Here is an 18,672-nt window from a genome sequence, read left to right as displayed (position 1 = left end):
TCCGCAGTCTTTTGTCGCTAGCTGCTAAACTGACTAAAATATTCTCGATTCGAGCCTTTTTAAAGGAAGAAGTTATGCCCTTTTCGATTTGCGATTTTCGATTGGGAATAACAGATGACATAAGGGTTAGAAGCTATCCTACAGCAATCCTCGCATCATTTGTGGATTTCTTACCCCCTCCCCGCGGGTTCGGGGAGGGTTGGGGTGGGGTCAAAAAATTACGACTCCCGCAAGGATTGCTATACAGTTCCATTAATTTTTGAGACGGGTATTAGAAGAAATTAGGTTGTAGAGCCAATTGTTGATTGCCATATAAAAAATAATTTTCTGGCACTCATATTTTTTTGACTTCTACCTTCAATCTTCCCCTTTCAACCTTCTGCCTTCTGCCTTTTTGTGAAAAAGCTAGTTTGGAACAATAGCTAATATCTACCCGCCCAACTACCGCTACTTAGCACCAGGGCTCGGAGCCGGAGTTGGCGGTTTTTCTTCTTGCTTTAACGGCAGCAGTGCGTGCAAGTCAAAAGCAGTTTTAATTTTAGTTGGTGGCTGCTCCACAGGAACTATTTTCCCTTTCAAAAAGTCAACTTCAATTGGCTGATTTGATGCTAGCAATTCAGATTTCAAATTCCTAACTACCAACAGCGACTGCATCAATTCCAAGTTACGCATAAAATTGCGGGTTTGAGCGAAAGTGCCTTCAAACTCTACCTTAAATTTTTTGCGTCTGAGCTTGCCAGCCAGGGACGGCCCGAAGGAGGTATCTGCCAGAATATCAGGGTCTGGAGCTCCCGGCGCGGCGGTTGCTGCTGCTGGGGGCATATCCGGCTCAAACTTGGTAATTTTAGCCTTGAGGTCATCTCCTTGCACGCCGGCGTTGATTCTATTAACGAGTTGCGTCATGTCAAGCAAAAGCGTGTTGGCGCTGGCGTCGCTGGCAAACATTGCCGTCACGTTAGCCCGGCGCTGTTTTGCTTCTTCTTGCTTTGCTTCTGCTTCTGCCTTTCTTTGAATTTGAGTTTGCAATTGCAGTTGCGTTTGCTTGCTTTCGCTAAGTTTTTGCTTGAATTCGACGCTTTTTTGGAATTCGGGAAGTACGAACTGGTAGCCAAGGCCGCCGGCAATGAGGAGGCCGAGAACCGCGATACCGATTGCTTGGGCTTGGGGTGTCAGCTTAATGCCGAATATTTCCTGAGCCCCTGTCTCTTCTGCTTGTGCGCCGCTGGGAATAAACTGATTGGCTGTCATTATTTTTTCACCTCTGGTTTTTGTGTTTCTAGCACTCCTTTTTCTTGAAGTGTTTCTATCCGTATTGCTAGCCCGTCTGCTTGCTTGCTGCGGAGCTCGGGGAGCAATTCGGAGGCTCCCGTCGGGCTGAGCGTCGTTTCAATTTTATATTCCACCACCGGTCGCAGTTTGGGAAGTTCTGGTGGTGCTGCGTTTTGGTTACGCACTTGTAATTGTGCGGGGTTGTTTTTTAATGTGGCCGCTATCAGTTTGGTATCGGTGTTAAGGAAGAAAGGAGAGCGCTGGACTAGCAGCATAAAGTCGTTAACTTGGGCAAAGGTACTGGCTATCCCTGAAATTTGTACTTTTGCTGCCTGCTGCGGGACGACGGGGGGGGGAGCGGCAGCCGGGGTGGGGCTGGCTGCTGGGGACGGACTCGCCCCTGGGGACGGGCTGGCTGCGGGGGTGGCTGCGGGCGGTGGGGGTGCTGCTGCAACGGCGGAGGGACTCGGGTCGATTTGCTCGATTTTGCCAATTTGCACTCCCGCCGGAGTACGGGCACTGAGGTCTTGCAGCATCGCCGACCAAGGTTTAATTTGGTCGAATACTCCAGCTAATGCTTTGTATTCGGCGGTAACTTTGTCGGTTTCGGCGTTGATGGCTTTGATGGTGCTGGCTTGAGTGTTTAACTTGGCCAGTTCTTGGTCCATGGCTGCTTGTTGTGTGGCCAAGTTGTTATTGTCGTTAGTCGCCCACCACCAGGCGCCCATGACTGCGGCGTTGATGCCAAGGGCAAACAGCACCGCCCCAAATATGGGCAGTTGGTCTTTGGCTCCACCGGAACTTTTTTTAGCTGAGCTTTTGGCTGCTGTGACTGGTTTGTAGTCCGGACGGTCGTTGAGAAAATTAATATCTAGGCTGTACATGGCTTCACTCGTTTTTATAGCAGAAGGAAGAAGGCAGAAGGCACAAGGTATAAGGTATAACGCAGGAGATAGAAGGTAGAAGGTAGAAGGAAAAAGTGATCTACCGCTTATGTTTCAGCAATTAAGAAGGTTCTAACAGTCTTGGCTGTTGCTATAGATTTAAATTTGAAATTTGAGATTTTAGACTGAACCCAAGATTGCTGGTAGAAGTGAAGGATTTATTTAGGGAAGAAAGAAACAACTTGCTGCCTTCTACTGAAGGAAGGGGCTGCTTCTACCTCAGATATATTCTACCTTTTACCTTCTACCTTCTACCTCCAATATTTTACCTTCTGCTTTCTGCCTTCTTCTTTTGGCAGGGGTTTTTACCTAAAATTCTCAAATCGGTTTTTCTCTCATCTAAAACTGTTAGTTCACATAACCTCCCTTAGTCCTAAACCTAGGGCGACTCCTAAACCTGCTCGCTGTTCTGGGGTAATTTCTTGGCTGATTTCGAGTCCTAGGGTTTCGATGGGATCGACTTGAGATGCGGGCAAGCTTAATCTTTGCATAAAAAATTCGTCTAGTTTGCCGATCGCAGCTCCCGGGCCTGCTAGCAGCAGTTGCGCTACTTCGAGTTCTTCGCTCTGGTTGAGGTAAAAGTCTACTGAGCGGCGCAGTTCGTCTGCTAGTTCTCCCAATACTTTAATCATCGCATTTGTGCCGGGATTGGCGTCTCCCGATGCGCCCATTGTATCTGTGACTGGCAGGGTCATGCCTTGCAGTTCGCTGGTGTCTCTGGTTGGCGGCAGGTTCATGGCTTGGTTGAGGGCGGTCTGGATTTGGTAGGTGCCGATCGGGATGGTACGGTTGAACTGAGGTATACCGTCCACTACTATAGCTAACTCGGTGCTGTCAAATTCTATGGCGGTGAGAACTGCGGCTTCTTGGGAGGAAAATTGTTGCAGTTGTTCTTTGAGGGTGCGGATTAGGGCAAAACTGGTTACTTCTAGTACGTCTATAATCAGTCCGGCTTCTTTGAAGGTTTCGATGTATGTGTCGGTAACTTCTCGGCGGGTGGCTACTAACACGACTTGCACTTTTTCTACTCCGTCGTCATCTACAAAAAGGCCTATTTTTTGATAGTCTACGTCGGCGTCTTCTCTGGGAAACGGCAAGTACAGTCCTGCTTCTGCGTTCATGTAATCCCGCAGTTCTTCTTCGTTGAGCTCTGCGGGAACTGGGATGAGGCGGATGACGGCTTCGCGGCCGGGAATGGCTGTGGCTACTCGCTTGGCTTTAATTTTGTTTTCGGCGAGGACGGCTTTTATTAGTTCTGCCATTCCTGGCGGATCTACTATTTGTCCTTCTTGTACATAGTCTTCTGGAACTTCTATTGAGGCTAGGATGCCTAATTTTAATGCCTGAGCTTTCTTTTCGAGCTGAATGATGTTGATGCGGTCTGGGGCTATTTCGATCCCGATTCCTGGCTGGCGTTGGGAAAGTAGACCTTTGAAAAAGTTAACCATGTGATTGGGTCGTCGGTAATTGCTATTTTTTTCTTTTGTAGTTGGCCAGCCTGATTCAGCGCGCAGGCGTGTTGGAGGGTTGGGTTCCAACTGCCGAAAGAGAGCTGTAATCTCGGTATCCCGCCGTAGCTACGCAGCTCGGTCTGTGTTGCGCGATCGCTAGTTCCGATTTTATGCTATCCAATTTACTTGACAATAGCTATTCTGCTGCGAATGTCAATAAATTCCAGCTCGATCGACCGAAAACCTGCCGATTCTGCACAAAAACAGACTATCTCGCTCGGGGGCCCGCCTACAAAACTCTCTCTCGCACTTGATCGCGCTTGATTCGGGCGATTCCCTCCGGGATAGCTTCGCTTCACGCTTTTTTGTCTAACGGTTCCCATAACTCTCAAATTTTATTCTATGAAACGTAAATCTTGGCAACTGTTTGCTGTTTTTGGGCTGGTGGGGCTGCTGCTGGCTGCGGTGGTGAGTTGCAGCAAGCCGGCTGTTAATTCCCAGGCAAATAATACGCAGGAAATCGAGTTCTGGACTATGCAGCTTCAACCTCAGTTTACTGAGTATTTCAACAAGACGATCGCTGGTTTTGAAGCCGAAAATCCGGGGGTGAAGGTGCGCTGGGTGGACGTTCCTTGGTCGGCGATGGAAAGCAAGATTTTGGGGGCTGTTTCGGCGAAAACTGCGCCGGATGTGGTTAACCTGAATCCCGATTTTGCTTCGCTGTTGGCGGGACGCAATGCTTGGCTGGATTTGGATTCTCGGATTCCGCAGCAAGTTCGATCGCTCTATCTCCCAAATATCTGGAAAGCTAGTGTACTCGACGGCAAGACTTTTGGCATTCCTTGGTATCTCACGACTGGGGTAACAATTTACAATACGGAGTTGTTGAAGAAGGCTGGAATTGCTAAGCCTCCGGCTACTTATGCCGAGTTGGCAACTGTTGCCAAGCAGGTGAAGGAAAAGACTGGTAAGTTTGCTTTTTTTGTGACTTTTGTGCCGGAGGATTCGGCGGAAGTTTTGCAATCTTTCGTGCAGATGGGTGTGCCTTTGGTTGACGCTAAAGGCAAGGCTGCTTTTAATACTGCTAAGGGCAAAGCTGTTTTTCAGTATTGGGTTGATTTGTACAAAGGCGGACTTTTGCCACAGGATGTTTTGGTGCAGGGACATCGCAGGGCGATCGAGCTTTATCAAGCTGGGGAAACTACTTTGTTAGCTTCGGGGCCTCAGTTTTTAAAGGCGATTTCTGAGAATGCTCCGAGTATTGGTGCTGTTTCGGCTGCTGCGCCTCAAGTTACGGGGGAAACCGGCAAGAAGACTGTGGCGGTAATGAATTTGGTTGTGCCCCGCGACAGCAAGCGCCCTGATGATGCTGTCAAGTTTGCTTTGTACGTGACTAATTCTCAAAATCAGTTGGCTTTTGCTAAGGCTGCTAATGTTTTACCTTCTACGGTTGAGGCTTTACAGGACGATTATTTTAAGAGCGTTCCGACTGATGCTCCCGCAGCCGATCGAGCTCGGGTTATTAGTGCTTCTGGGTTGAGTTCCGCCGAGCTATTGATTCCGCCTTTGAAGGATGTTAAGAAGTTGCAAAAGGCGATTTATGACAATTTGCAGGCTGCGATGTTGGATGAGAAGTCGGTAGACCAAGCTGTGGCTGATGCGGCTAAGGCTTGGGATCAAAGGTAGTTTTTAATTGAAGCTGGGGCGGGGTGTTTTTTGAACTCGCCTCTTGCTTTTTTATTCTAGTTGACGTATTATTAAATAATGGGAATCTGTGTCGTCCTATATAAGACCATATATAAGCTTTTAAGTTATTATCAAATGATTAAATTACCGCCGCTTCACAAGGCGGAGTCGGAGGAGAACTTTGGATAGCTCAATCTCGACGATTTTAGAAATAAATGTTTTTTGATAAGAACGATCGCTCATCCCAGAAACAGAGTTTATTTATCCCGTGCGATCGCCTTTATCAATTCAGCTTGATTGATGATGTGTAGGAAGATAGCCTAAATTCCTCAACTATTCATAAATTTGACTCGTGTTAAAATCAAAGCTCAGATCGGAATAGGAGAAAATTCTTATGCCAGCGATGACACTCAAAGATTTAAACCAAGTTCAAACCCTTTTTTGCGAAGCGGGTTTAGATTACAAAATTGAACTAGAAGACGGGAGACTTTCAATTGTGGGACCATCAGACATCGTATCCAGTGAAATCAGTAGCCGTCTCATCGCCTTTCTTTTCGCTTGGATAAATCCCCGTCGCTTGGGGAGAGTCTTTGACTCCGCAGGCGGTTTCATCATGCCGGATACGAATGTCAAAGCACCGGATGTTTCTTTTGTGCGCGCCGCCCGCTTGCGCCAAAGTCCGCGTTATTTTGGAGAACTTGTCCCCGATTTGGTGGTTGAGATTAAATCTCAGAGCGATCGCATTAAGATTATAGAAACCAAGGTTTTGAAGTTTATAGAGCTGGGTGCGATCGTCGGAATTCTGATCGATCCTGATGAAGAAACAGTGACTATTTATCGCTCTACAGGTGAACCGACTGTTTTAGGAAATGGCGATATCTTAACAGTAGCAGAACTTTTTCCCGGTTGGGAATTGCCCATTTCGGAATTGTGGCCTCCTATCTTTACTGAGGAAGAAACACAATTCTGATGCGTTTAAGCTTGGGATTGTTGTTGTTGCAGAAAATAGCCGACGAGATAAAGGGAACCGCAAAGGATTGTTAGGTTGTCGCCTGTAACAGCAGCGTCTAAGGCCGTTGTTAAGTCGGAGAAGGCTTGACAGAGTGTTAATTCCGGGCAGATAATTTGAGCTAGGGTGGCTAATTCTGCGGGGGATGAGGAGTTTTGATCGGGTACGGGTACTAGGTAAAGTCGATCGCCCTTTTTGAGTAATGCTTTCAAAATATCTTCGCAGTCTTTAGTCGCAAGAATGCCGATTACCCAGTTAATCGGTGGTTGGGAACTGTTAAGATTATCGACATATTCACGCAGGGCGATCGCTGCGGCGGGGTTGTGGGCGCCGTCAATTAATATATTGCGGTTTTTCCAAGTTGTCTGCTGGAGTCTTCCGGGCCATTGGGTTTTGGCGATACCGTTTTCGATGGCGGTTGGGGAAATTTGCCATCCTTGCTGTTGGAGAGTTTGCAAAGTTGCGATCGCAATTGCTGAATTCATTAGTTGAATTTTTCCCAGCAGCGGCAATTGATATTTTATTTTAACCGCATTTTGATTTAACTGATATTCTGCGAATCCTTGTCCTAAATCTATTGCTGGTTTTACCCAAGTTGCCGGACAGTCTAATTTTTGAATGCGTTTTTCTACTACTATTCTAGCTGATTCTGGCAATTCTCCGATAACTGCCGGACATTTTGCTTTAAGAATTCCCGCTTTTTCCCCAGCAATATCTGCCACGGTGGGGCCGAGTATTTGCCAGTGTTCAAGACTGATAGAAGTAATGACGCTAGCGAGAGGTGTTTCGCAAACGTTAGTCGCGTCTAATCTACCGCCCAATCCAGTTTCTATGACTGCGATGTCTGCTTTTTGTTCGGCGAAATACAGCCAAGCTGCTGCGGTGATTATTTCAAATTGAGTGGGAGTTTCGGTGTTGTTTTCGGTAGCGGCGACAACTCGTTCTAGACACTGTTGCAATTCTGTTGAGGAAATCGGTTTTTGGTTGATGCAAATTCTTTCTGTCCAATCGATTAGGTGCGGGGATGTGTAGCGCCCGACTCGATAGCCTGCTTCTGTTAGTACGGAAGAGAGATAAGCGCAAACGGAACCTTTACCATTTGTGCCGGCAATGTGGATAATGGGGATTTTTTGGTGGGGGTTGTCTAGTTTTTCTAGAAGTTGTTTAATTCTTTCTAGCCCGAGGTGGACGCCGAAATGTTGGTAGGATTGGAGGATAGATTCTGTATTCATTGAGGATGATAAATTCTGTTTGTGTGTGAATTATATTTTTTTTATTAACCGCAGAGGGCGCAGAGGGCGCAGAGTGAGAGAAGAAAGAGATAGATATCTAAGAAAAGAGAGGTTTATAATTGATTTATTGTATTTATTGCGGGTTAAAAAAGGTGGCTTTGGATATTATTTCTCTGTTTTCTGGTTGTGGGGGGTTGGATTTGGGTTTTCGCTTGGCTGGCTTTAATCCGGTTTGGGCGAATGAATATGATAAGTCTATTTGGGATACGTATAATTTCAATCATCCTGAAACTATTTTAGATCGCAGAGATATCAGAATAATCAAATCTGATGAAATTCCCAACTGTATTGGGATAATCGGCGGCCCTCCTTGTCAAAGTTGGAGTGCGGCCGGCGCTAAACGGGGGATTGATGACAGTCGGGGTCAACTTTTCTGGGAGTATATCAGAATTGTGCGCGACAAGCAGCCTTTGTTTTTTTTAGCTGAGAATGTTAGCGGTATTTTGGCGGCCAGAAACAAGGATGCTTTCACTTATATATTATCGCAGTTTGAGGACATCGGATATCGGGTTTCGTACAAGTTGTTGAATGCTAGAAATTTTGGTGTTCCGCAAGATAGGCAAAGGGTGATTGTTGTTGGCTATCGGGAAACTCTGGGTTGTGGTTTTGAGTTTCCCGAACCTGGAACCGATGTTTTGACGCTGAAAGATGCGATTTTTGATTTGCAGGCCGCGCCACTGTCAGTTAAGGGTAAATTAGATAATTATCACGATTATGTCCCAAATCACGAATGTGCGGATTTGGGGTTTTCCAGCCTTTATATGTCGCGGAATCGAGTGCGAAGTTGGTCAGAACCTTCTTTTACAATTCAGGCAAGTGGCAGACACGCACCTCTCCATCCTCAAGCTAGTAAAATGATTTTGGTTAGCAAAGACAAACGCATTTTTGACCCCAATTCGCCTCAGCCTTACCGTCGGCTTTCTGTGCGAGAGTGCGCGAGAGTTCAGACTTTCCCGGATGAGTTTATTTTTAAGTACAAGTATATTGCTGATGGATACAAAATGGTCGGCAATGCTGTTCCTGTGACTTTAGCAAGAGTTTTGGCAAGTAAGATTTTTGAGGATATTTCGATCTTCTGAAACAAAACTTACGCTGAATCTCTATATGTTGATTTTTTACTCCGCGCGTGGGCGAAGCAAGCGCGCCAGCGCTTAGGCGGCCGAAAGGTTGTGTAGGATTGGTTTCAACCGCCGAGTTTTACTAGAAATTATCTGCGGTTTCCCTATCAATCAAAGATTTATGCAATAAGTCTAGTTTGCTGTACAGATTCTCACAAAAATTTTGTTAACTCGCGGAGATTGTGCTGAATCGCATTTGTCCCGCGAATATGAGACAAGGGAGAACCTCCGTACAAAAAGCTGTTTAAGCTAACTTGATAATTTTGCTGAACTGCTAAATCCAGCCACAAATTGTTAATCGCATTTCCCGGTTTGTAGTCGGGAATGTTGTGGTGATAGTAAGGAAAACTGTCTATACAAGTATTGAAAAAGTTTTTCCGCCCACAATGCTTTAAATACTGATATCGCGGTTTAAATTCTGTTTGATTTTCCAATACTGTATATATAGTATCTGCGAGAGATTCTGGGTCAAATTTGGCGTAAAGACCCGCACCTTCGGGGAAAACTGGCGAGTTTCCTCTGGCGTATTGGTTGAATTCTTCAAAACAAATTACTGGTAGGTTGCAACTCATGGCTTCGGTAATTCCCCGGTTTTTTCCTTCTAGGAGGGAACCGAGGACGAATGCTTGGGATCGCGAATAATATGTGGGTATTTCGCTGTAGTAGTCAACTCTCGGCACTAAGTTAATGTAGTCGGAGGGATTGGTTAAAATTGTCTCGACTTCTTGCCATTCTTTTAATGCGTACTGGTCGAGAGTTTTCAGGTTGCTAGCATCAAATTCGTGGCCTGTGACTACTGTTAATTTTATTGGTTTTTGCGGATATTTTTGGCGGTAAACTTTTAAGGCTTTGGCAATAATTGGCAAATTTTTTTCTTCGGAAATTCGGGCGACGGCGAGGAGGTCGATGTCTTTTGCGGGGACGTTGCGCGGGGAAATTAAGTATTCGTTGATGAAGTCGGTGTCTTGTAGGGGTATAATTGGTTTGTGGGCGCGATCGACATAAGTTTCGCGAAACCACTTATCTCGCTGCGGGTTTTTGTATAAACTGGAGTAGGCGTCCGCTACCGGTGCCCAGGAATAGGATGTACCGGGGGAATAGGTGAAGGAGAAAAATACTGAGGAAAGTTGGGGAAATAGTTTGTTGATGAGTTCGACTGCTTCGCTGAAGTAAATTCCTTTGATGAAACGCCCTTCGTAAAACAGTGGGGGAAGCAAGACGTAGAAACTGACTGTATCGAAGCGGTGGGGTTGGTCTTCAAATATCTCCCAGCTAAAGGCGTCTAAGTCTGCATAAATTTCGGCGATGGGTTTGTTGATGTGGGGGTTTCGTAAATATGGCTTTTGTTGATCGTAGTTTCCGCGTACCATATAATTCAGAGTGTGAGTATCTAGCTTTTTTATTTAACCGCAGAGGGCACAGAGGGCACAGAGAAGAAGAGAGATATTCACAAGTCATCCACGGGTTGTTCTAGTGATTCATTGTCGCCAATTGTGAGGGCGAGTTGGTAGATTTGGCGGCGGGGGAGGGATGTTTGTTGCGCTAGTTGGCGGCTGGCTTGGGAACGACTTATGCCTTCGGCAATTAATGTTTGCAATTCTGCTTTGATGGCGTCTTCGGAAAATATTGGTGCGGCTGTTTGGATGCCGGCAATTACGAGGGTAAATTCTCCCTGGGGTTCGCGATTGGTGTAAAGCTCGATCGCACTTTCTATACTACCACGCCAAAACTCTTCGTGCATTTTAGTTAACTCTCTCGCCAGCACAATCTGTCTGTCGCTTCCAAAAGTATTTGCTAAATCTTGTAAAGTTTGTCGCAACCGGTGGGGAGATTCGTATAATATTATAGTGCGGGATTCTATTTGCAAAGCTTCTAAACTCTGTTGGCGTTCTTGACCTTTCACTGGTAAGAAACCTTCAAATACAAATCTCTCTGTGGGTAATCCTGATGCAGTTATCCCAACAATGCAGGCGGTCGGGCCGGGAATCGGAATAATGTTAATATTAGCATCGGCGCAAGCTTTGACTAACTCGGAACCGGGGTCAGAAATTCCCGGCATTCCGGCATCGGTGACGATGGCGATATCTTTGCCTAAATGCAGTTTGTCGATGAGTTCGGGAAGTCGCTGGTGTTGGTTGTGTTCGTGATAGCTGATTTGGGGCGTTTTGATTTGGAAATGGTGCAAAAGTTTGCCTGTATGGCGGGTGTCTTCGGCGGCGATGAAGTCTACTGTTTGCAAGATTCGGATAGCGCGAAAAGTCATGTCTTCGAGGTTGCCGATCGGGGTTCCTACGATGTAAAGTGTTCCTGTATTGGGATTTGCTTGCATTTTAATATTGGGATTTTTTAACCGCAGATGAACGCGGATTAACGCAGATATGAAAACGGGATTGTTTTTGGGATTAGCGACTTTAGATTTAGTTTATTTGGCCCAGAAGCATCCGGGTGAAAATCAGAAAGTTGTTGCTTCTGATTGTACCATTGCTGCGGGCGGGCCGGCGGCAAATGCTGCAGTCACTTTTAGCTATTTGGGGAATGTGGCGGTATGGGCTGGCGTTTTGGGGACTCACGCGATCGCCCAATTAATTCGTGCAGACTTAGCGGAGTATAATGTCAGGATAATTGATTTGGAGCCCGGGCGATCGCACTCGCCGCCAGTTTCCTCGATTATTGTAACTGAAGCAACGGGCGATCGATCGGTAATTTCCATCAATGCTACGAAATCGCAAGTTGACAGTCAAACAATTAACCATGATATTTTAACATCAGTTAGTATTGTACTGCTTGACGGACATCAAATCGCAGCCAGCACAGAAATTGCTCAACTTGCCAAGTCAAAAAACATTCCCATTGTCCTCGACGGCGGCAGTTGGAAACCCGGATTAGAAGAAATATTGCCTTTCATTGAATGGGCGGTATGTTCCGAGAATTTTTATCCACCAGACTGCGACAATTCAGAACAAGTCTTTGCTTATCTCTCAGCAGCCGGAATTTCCCATATTGCCATCACTCGCGGCGAAAAATCAATTTTATACTTCAGCAATGGCACTTACGGCACTATAGAAGTACCTCTAATTCAAGCCACAGATACTTTAGGCGCTGGTGACATCTTTCACGGGGCTTTCTGTCACTACATTTTGCACAATAACTTTACCGATACTCTCACCGCAGCGGCTAAAATCGCTTCCTATTCCTGCAAAAAATTCGGAACCCGCGCCTGGATGAATAAGGCTTAATTTTAAATTAAAATTAACCAAACTATCCGGTTAAAACCGCTCAAAGCTAGAAAAATGGAACTGGCAACACTTGTTAAGTTAAAATGCTGACAGCAACATCGACAAAGTTTGTGAACTTCCCTCTTCTCTTTCTTCGTACCCTTAGCGCCTTCGCAGTTCGTTAACAAAATTGCTATATTAGTAAGACAAGTTAAAGTCACACAAAACACTCCCCAAACAACATACCCTAATCATGCCTGACACCCAACCTCTAAGTATAACCCTTCCCCCTTTGCGGATTACTCTAACAGAACAACAGCAAGTTAACCTAGAATGGCTGACACAAAACTTGCCCAATCTACTCGCAGCGCCAAGCAAACAAGAAGTTCCCGACAATATGAAACAGTGGGTGGCGGCTAACAAATTATTAAATAAACCCGACGAAGAAATCATTCAAGCGCTAATAAGTACAGGCCTAGATGCGGAGACAGCCACCGCAGAAGTTACGGAAATATCATCTCATCCCTACTTTCAAGCAGGCAGCCATTACGTCCAGTTATTGCAGAAATTAGAATCGCATCTCAGGATCAACAATCAATTAGCTGCATTGTCTTCCAAGTTTGGCACAATCGAACGCAAAAGTAGCCTTTCCCGAGAGTATTTTCTCGAAAATTACTACGCCAAAAATACTCCAGTAATTATTACCAACATTATGCACAACTGGAAAGCTTTGCAGTTGTGGACGCCGGAGTATTTGCAGGAAAAATACGGCGATGCAGAGGTGCAAATACAAGCCAACCGCAACTCCGACCCGGAATATGAAATTAAAATTCACAACCACAAAAAAACTGTTTTATTTCGTGAATATGTAGATATTGTAGTCAATGGCGGGCCTAGCAACGATTGTTACATGGTTGCTAACAACCAAACTTTGGAAAGAGAGGAATTTAAACCGCTATTTAACGACCTTGAAATATTTCCAGAATACCTCAATCCTGCGGATACAAAAGGCAGAGTTTTCTTTTGGTTCGGCCCAAAAGGCACGATTACACCGCTGCACCATGACCCAGTTAATTTAATTTTAGCTCAAGTTTCTGGTCGCAAACTAATTAAATTGATTTCTCCGCAACAAACACCTCTGCTTTATAATCACGTCGGAGTTTTCAGCAAGGTTGACGGCGAAAATCCCGATTATGACAAATATCCGCTTTACAGAGAGGCGAAAATTATTGAAGTGATTTTGGAACCGGGAGAGGCTATCTTTATTCCGGTCGGTTGGTGGCACCATGTAAAATCATTGGAGGTTAGTATTTCGGTTTCGTTTACTAATTTTGTGTTTCCCAATTATTATGAATGGAAATATCCTCATATTAATTGGTAACTGCTAATTTATGGTTCCCAGGGGCGGGCACGGGGGCGCCGCCCCTACATAAATCGGCATTGCATAATTTTGGGATGAATCTTGTGGGGTGAACCCCAGAACCCGCCGGAAAAATAAGGGTTTTCAGCTTTGATAAAATTCCCAATCATCCTGCAAATATGCAATGCCCAGAAATCTGCGTTAATCGGCGTTCATCTGCGGTTCAAAAAAAAGAAATTCATGAAAACTCTCGAAGAAATCAGCGAAATTGCCCGATCGATCGCCTGGAGTGCCTCAGATATCCTACAATCCTATTATCGGCAGGATTCCAACACTCCTAACCTTGACATCCAAGAGAAAAAAGATGGCCCCGTCACCGCCGCCGATGTCGCTGTCAATTCTTACATACTCGACGAATTGCAGTCGGCTTTAGGAAATGCAGAATTTGGCTATCTCAGCGAAGAAACTTACAAATCTTATTTAGAAAAAAACGGTCAAATTCCCTTACCTCAAAGTTGGGTTTGGATTATTGACCCTTTGGATGGAACGCGAGATTTTATTGACAGGACAGGTGAATTTGCTGTTCACATTGCTTTAGCGTTCGAGGGAAGACCGGTATTGGCAGTTGTCGCTTGGCCCGAACAGCAAAAGATTTATTACGCAATCCGCGATGCGGGTGCTTTTATGGAAAATCGGGAGGGTTCTGCGGTCAAATTGCAGGTTTCGGCGCGAAATATAGTGGCAGATTTATCTATAGTAACCAGCCGCAGTCACCGGGGCGATCGCTTTAATCAATTGTTACAAAAACTGCCTTGTCAAAATCAAATAGCTGTCGGTAGTATCGGCTGTAAAATTGCGACAATTGTAGAACAAAAAGCTGATGTTTATATTGCTCTTTCGGGAAAGTCTGCGCCGAAGGATTGGGATTTAGCGGCACCAGAATTAATTTTGACTGAAGCGGGCGGCCGATTTACTCGTTTTGACGGTTCTACTTTGCAATATAACCAGGGAGATGTCAGTCAGTGGGGAGGATTGTTGGCGAGTAACGGTTGCTGTCACGCTGCTTTGTGCGGGCAAGCGGAGGCAATTTTAGCAGGGATAGATGGGAGTTTGAAGTAAGTGCGACGATCGCCCGTAAAGATGGTAACGAATAACTGGTAGGGGCGGATTTTACCATAAATCTTGGCAATCGCTCACATTATACATCAACCCGCCCCTCGCACATATGTATCAAAAATCCTGCTCTTAATATTTCAGTCTCATTACACTTGCTATTGAACGATTTTTGTGTTATGTCCTCCACCTCGCGCTCGCTCATCCGTAATATTACTTAATAGAATTCCCCAACTTTATCAAAACTTTAATTAAATAGGGGTTTATAAAGAAAAATTTATAGAGATTTTCTCAAAAAACAGTTATGGTTACTACTACCTTGAGAAAGAGTTTCGGATGCCAGTCGCGAAACAGGGGAATTATTGTCTTTTTTTAGCTATTAGTAGGTGCAGTATGCCAAATTTAAATAATCAAGTTTCACCAAGTGCGATCGCCTTTATCGACACTCAAGTTGAAAACTATCAAAGTTTGATCGCTGGGGTAAAACCGGGTACGGAAGTAGTGGTTTTGGATGGGAACCGGGATGCGATCGATCAAATTACTCAAATTTTAGCTCTTCGGACAAATATTGACAGCATTCACATAGTTTCTCACGGTGCTCCCGGCAGCTTGCAAGTCGGCGACGTTCGCTTGAGTTTAGATGATATAGAGTGCGATCGGGATTCTCTACAGCAGTGGTTTTCGCCACTAACCGACTCACTCGCCAAAAATCGACCGAATATCCTGCTGTACGGGTGCTGTGTAGCAGCAGGCGAGACAGGTAAAGCATTTGTCAAACGCTTGAGTGAGTTAACTGGGGCCTCGGTTGCAGCTTCCCAAAACCTCACGGGAAGTGTAGCAAAGGGCGGCGACTGGGAACTAGAAGTCAGAACCGGGAAAATAGAAACACCGCTGGTATTTGAAGCCGAAGTATTAGCAGCTTACGAGTACGTTTTGAATAGTTTTGGTGCTGCGACAAATATTGGCGCGGGGACAAATCCCTACAGTATTGCTACGGGGGATTTTAACGTCGATGGCAAACCCGATCTAGCTGTAACAAACCAAGGATCTGACACCGTTTCTATCCTGTTAGGCAATGGCACTGGTGGCTTTAATCCCGCGCCTATTCCTACCTTGGCGGTGTCAAGTCCCACAGCGATCGCGATCGGCAATTTTAACAACGATAATTTCCCTGACTTAGCAGTAGTGGGTAGTGGCACTGGTGGCGCCCTCTCAATTTTCTTAGGAAATGGTACGGGCGGTTTTGGCAGCCCCACTCAATATCCTACAGGAGTGTCCCCTATCTCGGTTGCAGTTGGGAAGTTTAACGGGGACAACTTTTCCGACGTAGCAGTAGTCAATGCAAGCCCTGGGAGTACCTCTGGCACTGTCACAATTTTGCTGGCAAATAGCAGTGGCAGCGGGGCATTGAATTTCAACACTAACTTGAGCGCGCAGTCAATTCCCGCTTTTATGACAGTGGGGGACTTTAACGGAGATACTTTTTCCGATTTAGCTGTGCCGAACAGTTTATCTAACACCATTTCTGTTTTTTTAGCGAATGGTACTGGCGGCTTTGGTGCAGCTACTAATCTTGCGGCTGGCACAAATCCCAATTCTATCGCTAATGGGGACTTTAACGGAGACACTTTCCTCGACTTAGCCGTAGTTTACACCGGCTCTAACAATGTGTCAATTCTATTGGGAAATGGCACGGGCAGCTTTGGTGCGGCCACTAATTTTAGCGCGGGGACAGGGCTGCAAGGCATTGTTGCGAATGACTTTAGCGGAGACGGCAAACTTGACTTAGCAGTAGGAAGCACCAGCGGCGCTGCAATTTTAGTAGGCAATGGCAGTGGCGGTTTTAGTACACCCATTAACTTTGCTGCGGGCACAGATACAACTTCCATTATTGGAGGCAACTTTAATGCTGATACTCTCCCAGATTTGGCAGTAGCTAACAACAGTTCAAACAACGTTTCTGTCTTTCTAAATACACCAAATACAGTTAATTTTGGTGCAGCAACCTACCCTGGCACAGAAGCAACAACAGACACAGTAGTTAATATCCCCGTCACTCTCAGCGGCGGCACTCCTTTGAGCGATGTAACTGTACCAATTGTCATCGACCCCAGCAGCACAGCCACCCAAAATTCAGACTACACCTTTTCGCCGACATCAATTATATTCCCCGCAGGTGCAACAGGTGCGGCACTCACCCAGAATGTTGCAGTTACTATCAAACCCGACAATCTCCCTGAAAACGCCGAAACCGCCATCCTCAACTTTGGCACAATCATTGGTGGCGTTGCAGGTACAACCAAACAAACAACATTAACTATTGCTGCTAACGGTACTGTTTCTTATGCCATTGCCGCTGGTACTGCCAGCATTCCTGAAGGCAACACTGGCACAAAACCTCTGACTTTCACTGCTACTCGCAGCGGCAACACAGGCGGGGCAAGTAGCGTAAATTATACGATCGCCGGCACAGCTAAAAACATCAGCGATTACAACAACATCGGCGGCACTTCTGGCGCAACTGCTGCTACTGGCACAATTAATTTTGCCGCCGATGAAACATCCAAAACCATTACTCTCGACGTATTAGGCGACACCCTAGTTGAACCCGACGAAACCATAGCCGTCACCCTTTCAAGTCCCACCAGCCCAGGCATAACACCGACAATTACCACTGCTACCGCTACCACAACGATTACTAATGATGACAAAGCTGGCTTTACTATTAACCCAACAGCATTAACTACAAGTGAAGTCGGTGGCACTGGTACCTTCACTGTCAAACTTAACTCTCAACCTACTGCTGACGTTACCATCGGTTTGACCAGTTCCAATCTAGCCGAAGGAAAAGTTTCAACTAATAGCTTAACTTTCACTACTGCTAACTACGATCAACCGCAACCAATCACGGTGAGTGGTGTTGACGATTTAGTAGCTGATGGCCCTCAACCTTACAAAATTGTCACGGCTGCTGCTGTGAGTACCGATGTTAATTACAATAACGTCGATCCTGAAGATGTCACCGTCATCAACAGCGACAATGAAACTCCGGGAATTACGGTGAATCCGACGGCGGGATTAACTACTGGTGAAGATGGCAGCCCTGCTAACTTTACTGTGGTTCTAAATACTCAACCAACTGCTGATGTGACTATCGGTTTGACCAGTGACAATGTTGCGGAGGGAACTGTTTCCCCTGCTAGCATAACTTTCACTCCGGCTAACTGGAATACAGCGCAGCCGGTGACAGTAAAAGGGGTTAACGATAGCATTGTTGACGGCAATATTGGCTACAAAATTGTCACAGCGCTTGCTGTTAGCACCGATCCGAATTATAAGCTAGATGCAGCGGATGTTAGCCTCAGCAATAAGGACGATGATACGGCTGGTATTTCTATTACTCCCACAGCAACAACTGCTACAGAAGGCGGTGCGCCGGGCAGTTATGCGCTCAAGTTAACATCGCAGCCGATCGCCCCTGTTACCATTAACTTTAATACCGGAAGTGAAATAAATGCGATCGCCCCTGTTATCTTTGATAGCACTAATTGGAATGTTGCCAAAACAGTCACTGTCACCGCTACCGACGATAACAAAGCCGAAGGTACGCACAGCGGCACGATCGCTCACACTGTTACCAGTACAGACACTAAGTATAGCGGCACAACAATTCAGGATGTCAATGTAGCTATTACCGACAACGAAACAGCAGGTGTCAGCATTACACCTACGAGCACAACTGCTGCTGAAGGAGGTGCGAATGATGGCAGTTATGGGATCAAATTAACGTCGCAGCCTTACGCCCCTGTAACTATCACTCTCACAACAGGTGATCAGATAGAGGCGATCGCGCCTATCACTTTCACTGCGGATAATTGGAATGTCGCTCAACCCGTTACGGTAAAAGCTGTTGATGATACGGTTGTGGAAGGCACGCACAGCGGCAATATCACTCACAGCGTGAGCGGGGGTGATGCTAAGTATAATGTGGTTGTGGTTCCAGCGGTGACAGTGGCGATTACTGATAATGACACGACACCACCAGTGCCGACACCAACACCACCAGTGCCGACACCGACACCCCCACTGCCGACACCGACACCCCCACTGCCGACACCAACACCCCCACTGCCGACACCGACACCCCCACTGCCGACACCGACACCCCCACTGCCGACACCAACACCACCGCTGCCGACACCAACACCACCAGTG

At 46.0% G+C, this 18,672-nt stretch carries 13 protein-coding genes; 7 read left to right on the top strand and 6 right to left on the bottom strand.

All coding sequences use genetic code 11. The features are described from left to right. Positions 1-447: 447 nt before the first annotated feature. From QT996_RS01700 to pilM, 3 genes are all read right to left on the bottom strand, one after another. Complete coding sequence (locus tag QT996_RS01700) at positions 448-1,248, bottom strand: pilus assembly protein PilO (RefSeq protein WP_333044159.1); 801 nt, start codon at positions 1,246-1,248, stop codon at positions 448-450. Then, positions 1,248-2,153, bottom strand: a complete 906-nt coding sequence (locus tag QT996_RS01695; RefSeq protein WP_333044158.1) for a PilN domain-containing protein — start codon at positions 2,151-2,153, stop codon at positions 1,248-1,250. The genes QT996_RS01700 and QT996_RS01695 overlap by 1 nt, the downstream gene beginning before the upstream one ends. 413 nt (positions 2,154-2,566) lie before the next feature. After that, positions 2,567-3,661 carry a type IV pilus assembly protein PilM gene (gene pilM, locus QT996_RS01690; protein WP_333044157.1) on the bottom strand — a complete coding sequence of 365 codons (1,095 nt, stop codon included), beginning with the start codon at positions 3,659-3,661 and terminating at the stop codon, positions 2,567-2,569. Positions 3,662-4,066: 405 nt separating this feature from the next. Here pilM and QT996_RS01685 point away from each other — a divergent pair, with 405 nt between their 5' ends. Together QT996_RS01685 and QT996_RS01680 are read left to right on the top strand one after the other, a co-directional pair. Then, positions 4,067-5,350 (top strand): sugar ABC transporter substrate-binding protein, encoded by a 1,284-nt coding sequence (locus tag QT996_RS01685; RefSeq protein ID WP_333044156.1) that lies wholly within the window; start codon positions 4,067-4,069, stop codon positions 5,348-5,350. A gap of 394 nt (positions 5,351-5,744) precedes the next feature. Further along, positions 5,745-6,320, top strand: a complete 576-nt coding sequence (locus QT996_RS01680; RefSeq protein WP_333044155.1) for a Uma2 family endonuclease — start codon at positions 5,745-5,747, stop codon at positions 6,318-6,320. Between the two features lie 5 nt (positions 6,321-6,325). Here the strand turns inward: QT996_RS01680 and QT996_RS01675 are convergent, their stop codons facing one another. Further along, positions 6,326-7,591, bottom strand: a complete 1,266-nt coding sequence (locus QT996_RS01675; protein WP_333044154.1) for a folylpolyglutamate synthase/dihydrofolate synthase family protein — start codon at positions 7,589-7,591, stop codon at positions 6,326-6,328. A 152-nt stretch (positions 7,592-7,743) separates the two neighbouring features. On the opposite strand from QT996_RS01675, the gene QT996_RS01670 reads away from it, so the two are divergent. Next, positions 7,744-8,730: a DNA cytosine methyltransferase gene (locus tag QT996_RS01670; protein ID WP_333044153.1), complete on the top strand. Its 987-nt coding sequence runs from the start codon at positions 7,744-7,746 to the stop codon at positions 8,728-8,730. A gap of 191 nt (positions 8,731-8,921) precedes the next feature. On the opposite strand, the gene QT996_RS01665 is transcribed toward QT996_RS01670, so the two are convergent. Together QT996_RS01665 and rsmI are read right to left on the bottom strand one after the other, a co-directional pair. Beyond that, entirely contained in the window at positions 8,922-10,139 is a 1,218-nt protein-coding gene (locus QT996_RS01665) for a glycosyltransferase (protein ID WP_333044152.1), read from the bottom strand. A 77-nt stretch (positions 10,140-10,216) separates the two neighbouring features. After that, the gene (rsmI, locus tag QT996_RS01660) at positions 10,217-11,098 is read right to left on the bottom strand and encodes a 16S rRNA (cytidine(1402)-2'-O)-methyltransferase (RefSeq protein ID WP_333044151.1); all 882 of its coding nucleotides are present in this window, start codon (positions 11,096-11,098) and stop codon (positions 10,217-10,219) included. Between the two features lie 49 nt (positions 11,099-11,147). On the opposite strand from rsmI, the gene QT996_RS01655 reads away from it, so the two are divergent. The 4 genes from QT996_RS01655 to QT996_RS01640 all read left to right on the top strand — a co-directional run. After that, the gene (locus tag QT996_RS01655; protein ID WP_333044150.1) at positions 11,148-12,005 is read left to right on the top strand and encodes a PfkB family carbohydrate kinase; all 858 of its coding nucleotides are present in this window, start codon (positions 11,148-11,150) and stop codon (positions 12,003-12,005) included. A 232-nt stretch (positions 12,006-12,237) separates the two neighbouring features. Continuing rightward, positions 12,238-13,365: a cupin-like domain-containing protein gene (locus QT996_RS01650; RefSeq protein ID WP_333044149.1), complete on the top strand. Its 1,128-nt coding sequence runs from the start codon at positions 12,238-12,240 to the stop codon at positions 13,363-13,365. Between the two features lie 219 nt (positions 13,366-13,584). After that, entirely contained in the window at positions 13,585-14,463 is an 879-nt protein-coding gene (locus tag QT996_RS01645) for an inositol monophosphatase family protein (protein WP_333044148.1), read from the top strand. A gap of 387 nt (positions 14,464-14,850) precedes the next feature. Next, positions 14,851-18,672: DUF4347 domain-containing protein (locus QT996_RS01640; protein WP_333044147.1), on the top strand; the 3,822-nt coding region annotated here is incomplete at its 3' end.

It is taken from the genome of Microcoleus sp. S13C4, from assembly GCF_036700865.1.
GTDB lineage: Bacteria > Cyanobacteriota > Cyanobacteriia > Cyanobacteriales > Microcoleaceae > Microcoleus.
This window is presented reverse-complemented; position numbering and strand designations above follow the sequence as displayed.

Excerpts from the sequence above, each read along its gene's own strand:
- QT996_RS01700 (WP_333044159.1), bottom strand. The coding sequence starts at position 1,248 with ATGACAGCCAATCAGTTTATTCCCAGCGGCGCACAAGCAGAAGAGACA.
- QT996_RS01695 (WP_333044158.1), bottom strand. The coding sequence starts at position 2,153 with ATGTACAGCCTAGATATTAATTTTCTCAACGACCGTCCGGACTACAAA.
- pilM (WP_333044157.1), bottom strand. The coding sequence starts at position 3,661 with ATGGTTAACTTTTTCAAAGGTCTACTTTCCCAACGCCAGCCAGGAATC.
- QT996_RS01685 (WP_333044156.1), top strand. The coding sequence starts at position 4,067 with ATGAAACGTAAATCTTGGCAACTGTTTGCTGTTTTTGGGCTGGTGGGG.
- QT996_RS01680 (WP_333044155.1), top strand. The coding sequence starts at position 5,745 with ATGCCAGCGATGACACTCAAAGATTTAAACCAAGTTCAAACCCTTTTT.
- QT996_RS01675 (WP_333044154.1), bottom strand. The coding sequence starts at position 7,591 with ATGAATACAGAATCTATCCTCCAATCCTACCAACATTTCGGCGTCCAC.
- QT996_RS01665 (WP_333044152.1), bottom strand. The coding sequence starts at position 10,139 with ATGGTACGCGGAAACTACGATCAACAAAAGCCATATTTACGAAACCCC.
- rsmI (WP_333044151.1), bottom strand. The coding sequence starts at position 11,098 with ATGCAAGCAAATCCCAATACAGGAACACTTTACATCGTAGGAACCCCG.
- QT996_RS01655 (WP_333044150.1), top strand. The coding sequence starts at position 11,148 with ATGAAAACGGGATTGTTTTTGGGATTAGCGACTTTAGATTTAGTTTAT.
- QT996_RS01650 (WP_333044149.1), top strand. The coding sequence starts at position 12,238 with ATGCCTGACACCCAACCTCTAAGTATAACCCTTCCCCCTTTGCGGATT.
- QT996_RS01645 (WP_333044148.1), top strand. The coding sequence starts at position 13,585 with ATGAAAACTCTCGAAGAAATCAGCGAAATTGCCCGATCGATCGCCTGG.